Source organism: Hyphomicrobium sp., assembly GCF_041659645.1.
Taxonomy (GTDB): domain Bacteria; phylum Pseudomonadota; class Alphaproteobacteria; order Rhizobiales; family Hyphomicrobiaceae; genus Hyphomicrobium_B.
Genome location: NZ_JBAZXX010000003.1, coordinates 327,857 through 340,442, shown reverse-complemented (window position 1 = coordinate 340,442; position 12,586 = coordinate 327,857). Strand labels below are relative to the sequence as shown.

General features: G+C 60.4%; 13 protein-coding genes. 9 read left to right on the top strand and 4 right to left on the bottom strand.

Annotation, left to right across the window (positions count from 1 at the left end):
- Window positions 1–5: 5 nt before the first annotated feature.
- Complete coding sequence (locus tag WC811_RS11535; RefSeq protein ID WP_372644579.1) at window positions 6–1,268, bottom strand: sarcosine oxidase subunit beta family protein; 1,263 nt, start codon at window positions 1,266–1,268, stop codon at window positions 6–8.
- A 121-nt stretch (window positions 1,269–1,389) separates the two neighbouring features.
- Between WC811_RS11535 and WC811_RS11530 the strand changes: the two genes are divergently transcribed.
- From WC811_RS11530 to WC811_RS11520, 3 genes are all read left to right on the top strand, one after another.
- On the top strand, window positions 1,390–2,358 hold the full coding sequence (locus WC811_RS11530) for a LysR family transcriptional regulator (protein WP_372644577.1): 969 nt from the start codon (window positions 1,390–1,392) through the stop codon (window positions 2,356–2,358).
- A gap of 159 nt (window positions 2,359–2,517) precedes the next feature.
- The gene (locus tag WC811_RS11525; RefSeq protein ID WP_372644575.1) at window positions 2,518–3,750 is read left to right on the top strand and encodes a CBS domain-containing protein; all 1,233 of its coding nucleotides are present in this window, start codon (window positions 2,518–2,520) and stop codon (window positions 3,748–3,750) included.
- 62 nt (window positions 3,751–3,812) lie between these two features.
- Window positions 3,813–4,544, top strand: coding sequence for a lysozyme (locus WC811_RS11520; protein ID WP_372644573.1), 732 nt, complete (start codon window positions 3,813–3,815; stop codon window positions 4,542–4,544).
- A 2-nt stretch (window positions 4,545–4,546) separates the two neighbouring features.
- Here WC811_RS11520 and WC811_RS11515 read toward each other — a convergent pair whose 3' ends face one another.
- From WC811_RS11515 to flgF, 3 genes are all read right to left on the bottom strand, one after another.
- Entirely contained in the window at window positions 4,547–5,152 is a 606-nt protein-coding gene (locus tag WC811_RS11515; RefSeq protein WP_372644571.1) for a hypothetical protein, read from the bottom strand.
- Between the two features lie 60 nt (window positions 5,153–5,212).
- Window positions 5,213–6,535, bottom strand: coding sequence for a FliI/YscN family ATPase (locus WC811_RS11510; protein ID WP_372645765.1), 1,323 nt, complete (start codon window positions 6,533–6,535; stop codon window positions 5,213–5,215).
- Window positions 6,536–6,647: 112 nt separating this feature from the next.
- Window positions 6,648–7,373: a flagellar basal-body rod protein FlgF gene (gene flgF / locus WC811_RS11505; protein WP_372644569.1), complete on the bottom strand. Its 726-nt coding sequence runs from the start codon at window positions 7,371–7,373 to the stop codon at window positions 6,648–6,650.
- 169 nt (window positions 7,374–7,542) lie between these two features.
- Here flgF and motA point away from each other — a divergent pair, with 169 nt between their 5' ends.
- From motA to WC811_RS11475, 6 genes are all read left to right on the top strand, one after another.
- Window positions 7,543–8,433 (top strand): flagellar motor stator protein MotA, encoded by an 891-nt coding sequence (gene motA / locus WC811_RS11500; RefSeq protein WP_372644567.1) that lies wholly within the window; start codon window positions 7,543–7,545, stop codon window positions 8,431–8,433.
- Between the two features lie 75 nt (window positions 8,434–8,508).
- Window positions 8,509–9,489 carry a FliM/FliN family flagellar motor switch protein gene (locus WC811_RS11495; protein ID WP_372644564.1) on the top strand — a complete coding sequence of 327 codons (981 nt, stop codon included), beginning with the start codon at window positions 8,509–8,511 and terminating at the stop codon, window positions 9,487–9,489.
- Window positions 9,490–9,639: 150 nt separating this feature from the next.
- Entirely contained in the window at window positions 9,640–10,008 is a 369-nt protein-coding gene (gene fliN / locus WC811_RS11490) for a flagellar motor switch protein FliN (RefSeq protein WP_372645763.1), read from the top strand.
- A gap of 36 nt (window positions 10,009–10,044) precedes the next feature.
- Window positions 10,045–11,031 carry a FliG C-terminal domain-containing protein gene (locus WC811_RS11485; protein WP_372644562.1) on the top strand — a complete coding sequence of 329 codons (987 nt, stop codon included), beginning with the start codon at window positions 10,045–10,047 and terminating at the stop codon, window positions 11,029–11,031.
- Window positions 11,032–11,064: 33 nt separating this feature from the next.
- Window positions 11,065–12,150: a flagellar biosynthesis protein FlhB gene (locus tag WC811_RS11480; RefSeq protein ID WP_372644560.1), complete on the top strand. Its 1,086-nt coding sequence runs from the start codon at window positions 11,065–11,067 to the stop codon at window positions 12,148–12,150.
- 14 nt (window positions 12,151–12,164) lie between these two features.
- Window positions 12,165–12,584, top strand: a complete 420-nt coding sequence (locus WC811_RS11475; RefSeq protein WP_372644558.1) for a hypothetical protein — start codon at window positions 12,165–12,167, stop codon at window positions 12,582–12,584.
- Window positions 12,585–12,586 lie beyond the last annotated feature (2 nt).

Sequence of the window (12,586 nt, the reverse complement as noted above, 5' to 3'; positions counted from 1 at the left end):
TGCCTTCAGTGCAGGTTGGGCTGATTGCCCATGCCCTTCTCGTCGATCATGTGGCCGGTGCGGAAGCGGTCGAGGCGGTATGCCTTGGCAACCTCATGCGGCTCGTCGCGCGCCAAGAGGTGCGCGAAGCACAACCCCGATGCGGGCGTCGCTTTGAAACCGCCGTAGCACCAGCCGCCGTTGAAATAGAGCCCATCAATCGGCGTCCGATCGATGATCGGCGAGCCGTCCATGCTCATGTCCATGATGCCGCCCCACGAGCGGAGCAACCGCACGCGTCCGATCCGTGGCATCAGCGCCATCCCGCCTTCGAGGACATCCTCGACGACGGGAAGGTTACCCCGCTGCGCATAAGAATTATAACCGTCGATATCGCCGCCGAAAACGAGGCCGCCCTTGTCCGACTGGCTGATGTAGAAGTGGCCCGCACCGAACGTTACGACGCCATCGATGAACGGCTTGATGCCCTCCGACACGAACGCTTGCAACACGTGGCTCTCGATCGGCAGCGTCAACCCAGCGAGCGCCGCTGCCCGCGAGGAATTGCCAGCAACCGCAAGGCCGACTTTATTCGCACCGATGAACCCGCGCGTCGTCTCGACCCCGCCGATTTTGCCGTTCTCGATGCGAAAGCCCGTGACTTCCGCGTTCTCGATGATGTCGACTCCGAGACGGTCGGCGCCGCGCGCATAGCCCCAGGCAACAGCATCGTGGCGCACCGTTCCGCCGCGACGCTGAATGAGGGCACCCTTGATCGGAAAGCGCGCGTTCTCGTAGTTGAGCCAAGGATACATCTTGCGGACGGCATCGAGGTCCAAAAGTTCCGAGTCGACGCCGTGCAGCCGCATGGCATTGCCGCGCCGGGCGTAGGCGTCGCGCTGGCCGTCCGAGTGAAAAAGATTGAGGACGCCGCGCTGCGAAACCATCGCGTTGTAATTGAGATCCTGCTCCAGCCCTTCCCAGAGCTTCATGCTCGTTTCATAGAAAGGGATGTTGCCCGGCAGCAGATAGTTCGAGCGGACGATGGTGGTGTTGCGTCCGACGTTGCCGGATCCGATCCAACCCTTTTCGACGACGGCGATGTTCGCGTTGCCGTACCGCTTCGCGAGGTAGTAAGCGGTCGCGAGTCCGTGCCCGCCGCCGCCCACAATGACGATGTCGTAACTCGGCTTCGGAGCGGCTTGGCGCCACACCGGTTTCCAGCCCGTCTGGCCGCGCAGCGCTTCTGCCAGGACGGAAAAAATCGAATAGCGATCTGAGTTGAGCATGGTTGTTCTATTCGCTCGTTCTAGGCGATCCCGCGGGACGAACACGGACCGAACCAACTTGATTGCTTATAGATCACCCACCGATTGACGTTAATATAAGAAAATCTTATTATGCGGAGCCATGACAACGCGCTCGAACAGACTGCCTTTTGATCTTCATGCCCTCGAAGCATTCTTGGGCGTTTGCGACGCGCGATCGATGGCGCTCGCGGCGAAGAAGCTGGCGCTAACGCAACCCGCCATCTCCCAGGCCATTGCCGACCTGGAACAGCGAATGGGCGTAAAGCTCTTCGATCGCAGCGTCCGTCCCTTGGCGTTGACCCCGGCGGGAGAAATCATGCGACAGCGCGCGTCCGCCCTCGTGTCGGAAGCGCGCCAGCTTGCGACGGTCATCCGGCACACGGCGCGCGGGCGGCTGGCCCTGATCCGTGCGGGCCTCGTGGACAGCTTGTCGCGGGCCCTGACAGGGCCGATCGCGTCCTTCCTCGTCAATCATGCCGATCAGGTGTCTGTGCAGTCTGGCCTCACCGCGACCCATGCGGGCGCCCTTCTGACGCGAAACCTCGATCTCTTCATCGGTGTCGACGATATGAGCGACGTCGAAGGTTTTGACCGGCACGAAATCGTGACCGAGCCTTATATTCTGGTGCTTCCGTCGCGACACAAGATCCCGCGGTCCGTCGCCGAACTCGCGGCTTGTGCCGGCAAGCTCCCCTTTATTCGCTATAGCGCCCGCTCGAAGACCGGCATCGATATCGAGCGCTACCTCCGCCGCCTGAATATCGATTTTCCTCAGGGACTCGAATTCGACACGCCCTTTGGCGTCAGCGATATGGTCGCGCGCGGCAAGGGCTTCGCGATCTCGACGCCCATTTGCATTGCCGAAGCCGCGCTCGAAAACCGCGATATCAGGGCGGCGCCGCTTCCCGGTCCCCAGCTCAAGAGAACATTAACTCTGGTGAGCCGCAGGTTCGAACTCGGCAGTTTACCTCGTGATCTGACGAAGGCCTGCAAATCGTCGCTCGAAGCCTCGACTCTGTCAGAGTTGCGAAAGTCGATGCCCTGGCTGTCCGGCGAACTCCCGACATAGCCGGTTGCTGCGCTGCAATGCAGGTTGACGATCCTTGCGGCGCCGCATTTTGTGCTCAGTTCAAGGCGGCACCTAAAGACCTTACGTCGCGTTGGCGTACACCCCAAGTCGGGTTACCTAGAACGCATATTAGAATCGAGATTGGAACATAGCTGACCGATGACGCTACAGGCGATCATCATTCGAGCCGACGGTGCTCTTGCTGAAACGGAAGATGTACGCCGCAGGGCTTTCGCTCAGGTCTTTTCCGAGGCAGGTTTTGACTGGTCGTGTGATCGCGAGGGTTTTGCTCTTACTGCGAAACTCGGCAGCGGCGTCGCGCGGATGGCGCACTATGTCCGCTCCTTTCTGCGCGGAAAGCCCGAGACAGAAGACTTCTCACTCCTCATCCAGGCGATGCATCGGCGCGCGTCGAAAATCTTCGGTGAGATGCTCTCGACGATGGCCGTCGAGCCGCGTCCCGGAATTCGCGACCTGATCATCGCGGCTCGCGGCGACGGACTTCGGCTCATTCTCGTTTCGCTTCTCGAACTCCGCGACACCGAGCGTCTTCTGACGACGCTTCTCGGCGATCGCGGCCGAGCCCTATTCGATGTCGTCTTGGCTGGCGACAAAAGCGGTAAGGGCGAATGCGAGCGGCTTTACGCCGAAGCGCGCGCCGTTGTCGGTGGTGATCCGAGGCACAGTCTCGTGATCGAAGGTGGTCGGCGCGGCACGCTCGCTGCGAAAGCTTCCGACTTCCCTGTTATCACGACGCGAAGCGCCTTCTGCCGTGAGAGTCCGGCGTTTAGTGATGACTCGGTTGTCGTCGAAGCTTTGACAAGCCTCCTGACCACGCGCGATCGCAATCCCTACGATCCGCTGACGGCGGAGGATCGCGCCGACCTTTTGGCGGCAATATATCGTCTGCATGCAAGCAATTGCAGCGGACTGACGGGACTGGATTGGAGCGATGAGATGAAAGTCTCAGACATTCTGAAAGCCAAGGGCACGGTTATTAAGACCATCGAGGCAAACGCCACGATGCGCGCGCTGGCCCACAGCTTCAGGAAAGAACAAATTGGTGCGCTGCTCGTGATCGATGACAAGGGCGGTTTGCAGGGCATTATTTCGGAACGGGATCTCGCCCGCGGCATCGCCGAGTACGGCGGCAGCCTCCCGGAGATGCGTGTCGCGAACCTGATGACCCGCTCGGTCGTGACCTGCGCCCCCGACGACCGGGTCTCGGCCGTTGCCAACGTCATGACGCAGCGGCGCATACGGCATTTACCCGTGGTCGTCGATGGCAAGGTCATTGGCGTCGTCAGCATCGGCGACGTCCTGAAACATCGGCTGGACGAAGTACAACTCGAAGCCAGCGTGCTGAGAGACGTCGCGCGCTCGCGCCGCTAAGTGCGCTCGGCACCGCTTCCGATACCAGCTTGCCGCAAGCTCGGCGTGGCAAGCATCCAGGTATGGTGGACACCAGCTATCTTGATGCCATAAAGCAGTTCGAAGGCTACAGCGCCGAAGCCCGGTGGGATTACGCGCAGAATTCGAACGGCTACGGCACCCGCGCTCGCTATGCCGGCGAAGTGATCGATAAGGCGGAAGCCGATCGGCGATTCTCATCCGAGATTAAGAAGGCCGCCGATTTCGTCGACAAGTTTGCGCCTGGTCTCGACGAGGGCAGCAAGGCCGCGCTGACGTCATTGACGTACAACGCGGGAACCGCCTGGACGCAAAGCGGACTCGGGCAAGCCGTTTCGACAGGCGATCTCGACAAGGCACGGTCTCTCTTCCTTCAGTACAACAAGGCAGGCGGCAACGTTGTCGACGGCCTCGTGCAACGGCGGCTTCAGGAAGTGGCTTGGTTCGGGCAGGGAAATCCGGCCATACAGGGTGTGAGCGCCGGATTTGCGGCAATGGCATCCGCCGCCAGTGCGTCGGCGATGACGAACTCCTCTCCGGTCGCCCCAACTCCAGCCTCGGTCACGGCGACGGCAACCACAACCACGCAACCGCGCTCGCAGGTGGCGTCAGCCGAGCCGAACGCTCAGCCGTTCTCAAGCCTCGGAAGCGATCAGGTTCTGTTGTCGCTTTTATCGCACATGGCCAACCCTGGCACCACCGGCAGGGACAGCGACGACAAGAAGTCGGCGCGCGGTGCCGAGCGTAAATCCATCGTGCCGGACGCAATCGGCTGACGCTAGCGCGCGAATCCCGCCGCAAGGAAGATCGCCAGTGCGCCGACGATGAAAACGCCCGCCCCGACGCGAATGAACGACGAAGAGGTCATTGCGCTTGCGCTTTTGCGTCGCCGCGCATCGGCGTCGGAAGCCGCGGTGTCTTCGGTCTGAGCCCGCACCGCCGCCGACAAGAAAGCGCTTTGCATGGCCATGCGAAGTTCAGGAGACGATGCCGCGAGTAAAATTTGCTGATTGGTAGGGTCGATGAAAGGGAGGGCTTGAGACGTCGGCAAATCCGGCCGAAAGACGGCTTCGGCCTCCGCGTACTGCGCAGCAACCCGGTTCGGCCCCGTTGTTGTTTGGCCGCCGGCCGATTGTGCGGTCGCTGCTTGTCCTGTTGGCTCTTTCTGAACCGCAGCCGAAGCGTCCAACTGCTCGTCGAGCAGCGTCAGAAGCACCGATGCGACCGCCTTATCGTTATGTGAGATTGGTGCTGGCGTCGCTTGCGCTGGCTGGTCCTGCGGTTGCTTCCCCGGTTGCTCGCGATTTCGCAGCAGCTGCCTCTCGGCCTGCAGGAGCACATCGCCCGTGATCAAGCGGCTTACGGCCTCCGTCGTGCTTACCATGCTCGTCACGCTCCGGGTTCAGAACTCCAATGTGGCTGCCGTCAGGCGACAACTCCCACGCTAGCGCGGCGCAGAATTTTGCCGTTGCCCGCCGGGCAGGACCTGGGAAAGATACGCGTAGACGTCCTCAACCGGCGCCTCATCGAGCGTCTGCTTCAACGCTTCGTAAACGCGTGGCACGATTTCCATCGCCCGGTCGAGCGTCGCGTCGCTGCCAGCGCGGTAGCCGCCGATGGCGCGGAGATCGCGGGTATCTTCGAACCTCGAAATCACCTCGATCAGCTGCGTCACGAATTGCGCTTGGTTCTTCGTCCGGATCTTCGGCGCCAGCCGCGAGAGCGATGCTAGCGGATCGAGCGCTGGAAGCCTTCCTTGGCTCGCAATACCGCGATCGAGCACAATATGGCCATCGAGGATACCGCGCGTTGCGTCGGCGATCGGATCGTTGTGATCGTCGCCGTCGACGAGCACCGACAAGACGGCGGTGATCGTCCCGGCGCCGACTTCGCCCGGCCCGGCGCGCTCCAGGAGACGGGGCAGGTTGCTGAAGACGCTCGGCGGATATCCTCGCGCCACGGGTGGTTCGTCGGCGGCAAGCGCCAGTTCCCGCATCGCGTGCGCATAACGCGTGAGAGAATCGATGATCAACAGCACGTTCTTTCCACGATCGCGATAATACTCCGCGATGCACATTGCAGTGCTCGGCGCGAGCCGGCGCATCATCGGACTCTCATCAGACGTCGCGACCACGGACACGACCTGAGACCGCGTTGCGCCGAGCGTATCGTCAAGAAAATCACGAACCTCGCGGCTTCGTTCCCCGACAAGCGCCAGCACCGTGACGTCGCTTGACGGCGCGCGGCTCAGCATCGCCAGCAAAGTCGATTTTCCGACGCCCGATCCCGCGAAAATTCCCATGCGCTGCCCGGCGCAAATGGGCGTGAAAAGATCGATCGCCTTGACGCCGGTGGTCAGAGGAATGCCGAGGCGATTGCGGCGCAGCGGCGACGGCGGTGACCCATGAATGGCGAAAGCGCGCTCGCCGCGAACAAGAGGTTCACCATCGTCGATCGGCTGCCCCAACGCGTTGACCGTGCGGCCGAGCCAAGAGTCGTGCGGCGACAGCGTCAGCTGTCCAGACATCGTCGTGACCCGCGCGCCGAGCTCGATGCGATGGTCGGCGATGAAGGGCGTGATGTTGATCGTTTGGGCCTCGATCGTCGCGACTTCGGCGAGCACGGCGCCGCCGATGCCGGCAATAGAAACGGAATCACCGATGGAGACGAATTTCGAAAGTCCCGAGACGACCAGATAAGTCGTGCTGATACGCACCACGCGGCCCGACACGCGATGCGCCGGAGACCGTGCCGCGGCGGAAGCCATCAACAAGTCCAGCCGATCGAACGGAGTGGCGTCAGCCAGCGTCAATGATGCTCCTTCCGCCGCATATGCAACGGCACGTCATGTCAAAGCGCCGCGATCAGACGCCGGCGCGTCACGAACCCGCCAGTGTTTTCAGGGCATCGGTCAGGGAATTCTCGGTGTCGCCCAGCATCGTGCTGACGCCCTGAAAGTTCCGCTGAAGGGTGATGAGGCGCGTCATCTCGAGGATAGGATTGATGTTCGATTTCTCGACATAACCCTGCACGACGCCATTATGGAGGAAATCGAGTTCCGCGACCGCCGGAACGTCCGACACCACGGACACGCCCTCGGCGCGTGTCAGCTTCGCGCCTTGCGGCATCCGGTAAAGACCAATCGCTCCGAGATTGTTTCCGGCCTGCTCAATCGTGCCGGCCTTGTTGATCGTCGGCGGCGGATCGTTGGGGTTGAGCTGAATAGGCACGCCGCCGGCATCGAGGAATGGATAGCCTTCAAGCGTCGTGAGAACACCTTCGCTCGTCATCTGCATTCGGCCGTCGCGCGTATAGGCAACTCCGTTTGGCGTCTGGATCGCGAGCCAGGCGTCGCCGCGCACGGCAACATCCAGGGCGTTGCCGGTTTGCGTGATCTCGCCGCCTTTCGTCGAGATGTGATTTTCGCCTTTGGAAACGAAGCTTACCGGCTTGCTGCCGCTCGACGGCGAAACGAGCTCTTCGAAAGAGACTTCCTCACCGCGATATCCGACGGTGTTGACGTTCGCGACGTTGTTCGCAAGCGTATCGAGTCGCCGCTGAAGAGACAGTTGGGCGGATAGCGCGACGTAGATATTCGATTGCATCCGGTAAAATCCGTCTCCGTGAGGCTCGGCCTGGGCCAAAGCTAGGGCCACGAACTTGTGGCGGGCTGACTCGGCGATAGAGGTTTGTCGGAGCAAAGCAGCGGGCAAGTCCCACGCAAGCCAAAGCGTCCCTTATGGGCATTGTTAAAATCCGCATCGGGATGCTCACGTGACCATTATCGTCGGCCTCGCTATCACTCTGGTCTGTATGCTCGGCGGCTTCGCCGCGATGGGCGGCCACGTCCTCGTCATCTGGCAGCCCTGGGAATATGTGATCATCATGGGCTCGGCGCTCGGCACCTTCGTCGTCGCGAACCCGATGAAAACGATCAAGGATGTCGGCAAGGCGACCGTCGAAGCATTTAAGAACGGCACGCCGACTCAAGACCAGAACATCGAGCTTCTCGCCCTGCTCTTTTTCATGATGCGCGAGCTGCGCGATAAATCGCGCGCCGAAATGGAAATGATCATCGATTCCCCGCAGGACGCCGAGGTCTTCAAGCGCTCGCCGAGCGTCCTTGCGAACGAAGAATTGACGACCTTTATCTGCGATTACTTTCGTCTCATCATCATGGGCAATGCGCGGACGCACGAAATCGAATCTCTGATGGATGAAGAAATCGAGACCGTGCGGCACGACAAGCTCAAGGCCTATCACGCGCTCGTCGCGGTGGGTGACGGCCTCCCGGCTCTCGGCATCGTGGCGGCCGTTCTTGGCGTCGTCAAAGCCATGGGCGCCATCGATCAGTCGCCGGAAATCCTCGGCCATCTCATCGCGTCGGCGCTTGTCGGCACATTCGCGGGCATCTTCTTTTCTTATGCCGTCGTCGGACCCCTGGCGACCAAAGTGAAAATCATCCGCGACAAGAACCTGCGCTCTTACGTCATCGCCAAGCAGTCGCTGCTGGCCTTCATGAACGGTGCCATGCCCCAGGTTGCCATCGAGCACGGCCGCAAGGCGATCTCGGCTTACGAACGCCCGACGATTAACGAGGTCGAAGCAGCGACGATGGGCGGCGGCGTCGATCGTCGTCCGGGACAGGAAAAGAAGGCGGCGTGATGATCTGGCGATTGTCTTTCGCTCCGACCGACGCATTCCCCGTCTGCGCTGAAGCGCAAATCCGTGGTCTCCGTCATGTCGGATGAAGCCTTGATGGAAGCGACCAAGTCCCTTCTTGAAGTGGAGAAGTCTCTCGAGCGAGCGCTTTCCGCAGGGCAAATCCGTCCCGATCGCTTGCCCGGCCTGCAGATGATCTTCGGGCAGCTTCCCCGGATTATGGTCGAAGAAGTCGGCAACATATCGCTTCTGCCCGTGAAGGTCCGTCTTGTCGAACTGTTTGCGTCGACGATCTCCGATACCTGCGGATTGCCGGCGGGTGCGTTTGCTGGCGTGGTGCGAGCGGAGAGATGGCGAAGCTGGGTCTATTTCATCGCGGATCCGGCCGTGAGCAGCCTTTTCGTCGAGGCCGCGACCGGATGCGAATCCATTCCGCCGGCCGGCCTTCCGCCCCGCAAGCTGACACGCACCGACGCCAATGTCCTGCGCGTTCTCTTTCGCCGGGTCTCCCGAGCGCTGACGTCCGCGTTCTCGATCCTTGCCGATGTCGATTTTGACGTCGGAGAAGTGGTTGAAAAGATCGAGCTTGAGCCACAGCTTGGCCCGGCGTCACCAGTCATTGCCGCTCGGCTGTCGCTCGACTATGACGGCCATGAAGGCATTGTCACGATCGTCATTCCCCAAGCCGCACTCGAAACTATTCGCGACTTGCTCGTGACAGCGGCACCAAACGAAGGCTCGAGCCCGGCCGCCACTGCGCCGCAGTATCAGGAAGATCCTGCGTGGTCGAAGCAGCTCGCCGAAGAGATCGCTCGCGCCTTCATCGAACTCAACGGTGTACTCGAAGAGCGACCCATCGCGCTGGGGGAAGTCCAAAAATTTGCGGTCGGTTCCGTCATCGAACTTCAGATGACGTCGATGTCGCGCGTCCGCCTCGACGCAGACGAAAGCCCGCTTTTCTGGTGCGAGCTTGGAAAACGCGACAACGGGCTGATTCTTCGTGTCGATGACGAGTTCAATCAGCAGAGGGAGGCAGTCGATGAATTCTACGGCCTCTAATGTCTCGCTATCTCAAGGTTGCGGCATGTCCCGTGTCGCAAAATCAATTACCGAACTGCCAGCTCAAGGAATTCTACGGTCATGACGCCGAGTGATATCGACCAATCGGAAAACACGCCCGAAGGAACCGAGTCCGGCTTCGATCAGGCGATGCCCGGAAGCAGCGATTTTGGTTTAGGCCAGATCGCAGGTCTCGCGGAAGCGGCCCACATCGGCGGATCGGACGCGGGTGGAGAAGCATCAGCGGCGAGCGAGTTCGGTGGCAACAGCGCCATGATTATGGGCCTGCCCGTCATGATGAAGGTGGTCCTCGGATCCGCGAAGATGCCGGTGGCGACCCTCGCCAAATTGGCAAAGGGCTCCGTCGTCAAGCTCGACAAGATGGTCGGCGATCCCGTCGATATTCTTGTGAACGGCCGGTTGATCGCCCGCGGCGAGGTCGTGGTTCTCAACGAAGGAACATCACGTTTCGGCGTGGTGTTGACGCAGGTCGGCGCAATTCCCGGCGTCACGAAGTAGCAGCTGTAGATCCTCTCGAAGCGAGACCCGTTATCGATGCAAGCCGGAAACTCGCGAACTCTGACAGGACCCGAAAAGGTCGGCGTGCTTCTTCTCGCGCTCGGCAAGCAGCGCGCAAGCGGCCTTCTGAAGAAATTCAATCCTGAAGAGCTGAATATCCTCGTCCGCTCGGCTGAAATCATGCCGACCATCACCGCGGCCGAACTTGAAGGCATCGTCGAGGAATTCGAAAATCAGTTCGGTCAAGGCGCGCCGTTTCTCGGCCGCGCCGAAGATGTTCGGCGTCTGGTCACCGACGTCATTTCCGAAAACCGATCGTCGGGCGATCCGAGCGAGCAGTTCATTGCGCGCCAGGACGTCTGGAGCCAATTGTCGGCGCTACCCGACGACATTCTCTACGCTCACTTTCAGAATCAATCGCCCCAGGTCGCTGCCTATTATCTCGATCGTCTTGGCGGCGAACGCGCGTCTGCCCTTTTGAAGACCTTTCCGGTCGGCAAGCGCAACGACCTGCTCAATCGGATGCTCGGAATGGGGCACGTATCGCCCCAAGTGGTCGAAGCATTGGAGAGCGGCCTTCACGATGAACTGTTCGATGTCGATCGCCGCTCGGCGGACAAGTATGTTTCGCTAGCGAGCATTCTTAACAACATGGATAAAGAGGAATCGCGCCAAGCACTTGAATACCTCGCGAGCGTCAAACCCAAGGATGCGGAAGCCATCCGCAAGATGCTCTTCAAGTTCGAAGACCTCATTAGGCTCCCGGCCCGCGCCCTCACGGTTCTTATGGATGGCACGCCGGTCGAACGAACAGTTCTTTCTCTGCAAGGCGCTGACTCCGAACTGCAGGCCAAGGTTCTCTCGGCTCTGGCACCGCGCGCGCGCCGCATGGCCGAAGCCGAACTGCAGAGCCCGGCGAATGTTCCTCCGCGCGATATCGTCGATGCCCGTCGAGCGATTGTAGATTCCGTTCTCCGCCTCGCCGCCGACGGATTGATCGATATCTCCGGCGCCGCCGCTTAGTGCACACAATGACCAAGCTGACGGATCGGGGCCATGTCTGATACGCAAGAAAAAGACAGCCGCACAGAAGAGGCAACCGATAAGCGGCTGAGCGATGCGCGTGGCGACGGCAATGTTCCGATGTCGCGGGAAGCGACAAACTTCACATATTTGCTCGCCGCACTCTTGGTCATCGCGGTGCTCGGGCAGACGTTCATCGAGCATTTCGCCGATATTCTCACGGGTCTGCTGGCGAATGCAGGATCAATTCACATCGACAACGGCGGCGACTTATCGCTCCTGATCGACGTCGTCGGAAAAAGCACGGCGCTTATAACGGCGCCGATCATCCTAACCTTTACGGCGGGCGGCGTATTGGCATCGGTCGCGCAGAATATACCGATTCCGATATTCAAGCGGATCATTCCCGACATCTCCCGTTTGTCGCCGGCAAAGGGCTTCAAGCGGCTTTTCAGCGCGTCGGGGTTCTTCGAGTTTTTAAAGCTGTCTCTCCGGCTCCTCGTGGTGACGGGGATGAGCACGGCGATTTTGATGTATCTCTGGCACGACTTCACGAATTCGATATGGAGCGATCCCGCAGCCATTCTGACGCTCGCGCAGAAGAGCGTCGTGCTGCTTCTGATCTCGCTCACACTTCTATCGTTTGGGCTCCTGGTCTTCGATCTCCCTGTCGCCCATCTGCTTTGGCGCCGGTCTCTCAGAATGGCACCGCAGGAAATCAAGGACGAACGCAAGCAGGCGGAAGGCGATCCACACATCAAGGCGCGCCGCCGTTCGATCGCTCGTTCCCGCATTCGCCAGAGAATGATGAACTCCGTCCCGCGCGCGACGATCGTCATCGCCAATCCCACGCACTTCGCCGTCGCGCTTCGCTACGTGAGGTCCGAAGGTGGCGCACCCCGCGTTGTCGCGAAGGGTCAGGACCTGATCGCATTGTCCATTCGTCGTATCGCTGAAGAAAATGACATTCCGGTCATCGAAGACAAGGCTCTCGCAAGGTCCCTGTATGCAAAAGTGGAAGTGGATCAAATGATCCCCGTCGAGTTCTACAAAGCCATCGCCCAGATTCTGCTTCGCCTTCAGGCGCAACGGAATGGGGCGGGCACCGTCCGCGCCTAGAGGAAAAGCCGTCGATGATCCCGATACGCATCGATCATTCGCAAGTTCGCGAGAAGATACTCGGAGACAGTATTCGCTGCGTCGCGACGGATCTCCGGTTGATTGATCTCCCAGACCTCGTCAGCTATCTGAAAACGGGGCAGATCGCGAGCGTCAGCTCCCTCGTCCAATCGTCGATCGAGCTATCCTTCAAGCCCGAGACATTGAGTTTCGGTCACGCCGGAGACGTCTTCTTGGAATGGGGCGTCCTGCCGCGCGTGTTCCTGGACATGGAATTTCATCACCAGTCCGTCCACGTCTATTTCCGCTTGATGCTGGAAGCGGAAGAGGCCGGCGTCGAGATTACTTACATCAAGTTCGAGGGCGAAACGAACGCGCCGGGCCACAATACGGTTCGGCTGCACGATGCGCTCGGCGAAGCCCGCCTCAATTGATC

Excerpts from the sequence above, each read along its gene's own strand:
- WC811_RS11475 (WP_372644558.1), top strand. The coding sequence starts at position 12,165 with ATGATCCCGATACGCATCGATCATTCGCAAGTTCGCGAGAAGATACTC.
- WC811_RS11510 (WP_372645765.1), bottom strand. The coding sequence starts at position 6,535 with ATGGCTTCCGCCGCGGCACGGTCTCCGGCGCATCGCGTGTCGGGCCGC.
- WC811_RS11495 (WP_372644564.1), top strand. The coding sequence starts at position 8,509 with ATGTCGGATGAAGCCTTGATGGAAGCGACCAAGTCCCTTCTTGAAGTG.
- fliN (WP_372645763.1), top strand. The coding sequence starts at position 9,640 with ATGCCCGGAAGCAGCGATTTTGGTTTAGGCCAGATCGCAGGTCTCGCG.
- WC811_RS11485 (WP_372644562.1), top strand. The coding sequence starts at position 10,045 with ATGCAAGCCGGAAACTCGCGAACTCTGACAGGACCCGAAAAGGTCGGC.
- WC811_RS11525 (WP_372644575.1), top strand. The coding sequence starts at position 2,518 with ATGACGCTACAGGCGATCATCATTCGAGCCGACGGTGCTCTTGCTGAA.
- flgF (WP_372644569.1), bottom strand. The coding sequence starts at position 7,373 with ATGCAATCGAATATCTACGTCGCGCTATCCGCCCAACTGTCTCTTCAG.
- WC811_RS11480 (WP_372644560.1), top strand. The coding sequence starts at position 11,065 with ATGTCTGATACGCAAGAAAAAGACAGCCGCACAGAAGAGGCAACCGAT.
- WC811_RS11515 (WP_372644571.1), bottom strand. The coding sequence starts at position 5,152 with ATGGTAAGCACGACGGAGGCCGTAAGCCGCTTGATCACGGGCGATGTG.
- WC811_RS11530 (WP_372644577.1), top strand. The coding sequence starts at position 1,390 with ATGACAACGCGCTCGAACAGACTGCCTTTTGATCTTCATGCCCTCGAA.
- WC811_RS11520 (WP_372644573.1), top strand. The coding sequence starts at position 3,813 with ATGGTGGACACCAGCTATCTTGATGCCATAAAGCAGTTCGAAGGCTAC.
- WC811_RS11535 (WP_372644579.1), bottom strand. The coding sequence starts at position 1,268 with ATGCTCAACTCAGATCGCTATTCGATTTTTTCCGTCCTGGCAGAAGCG.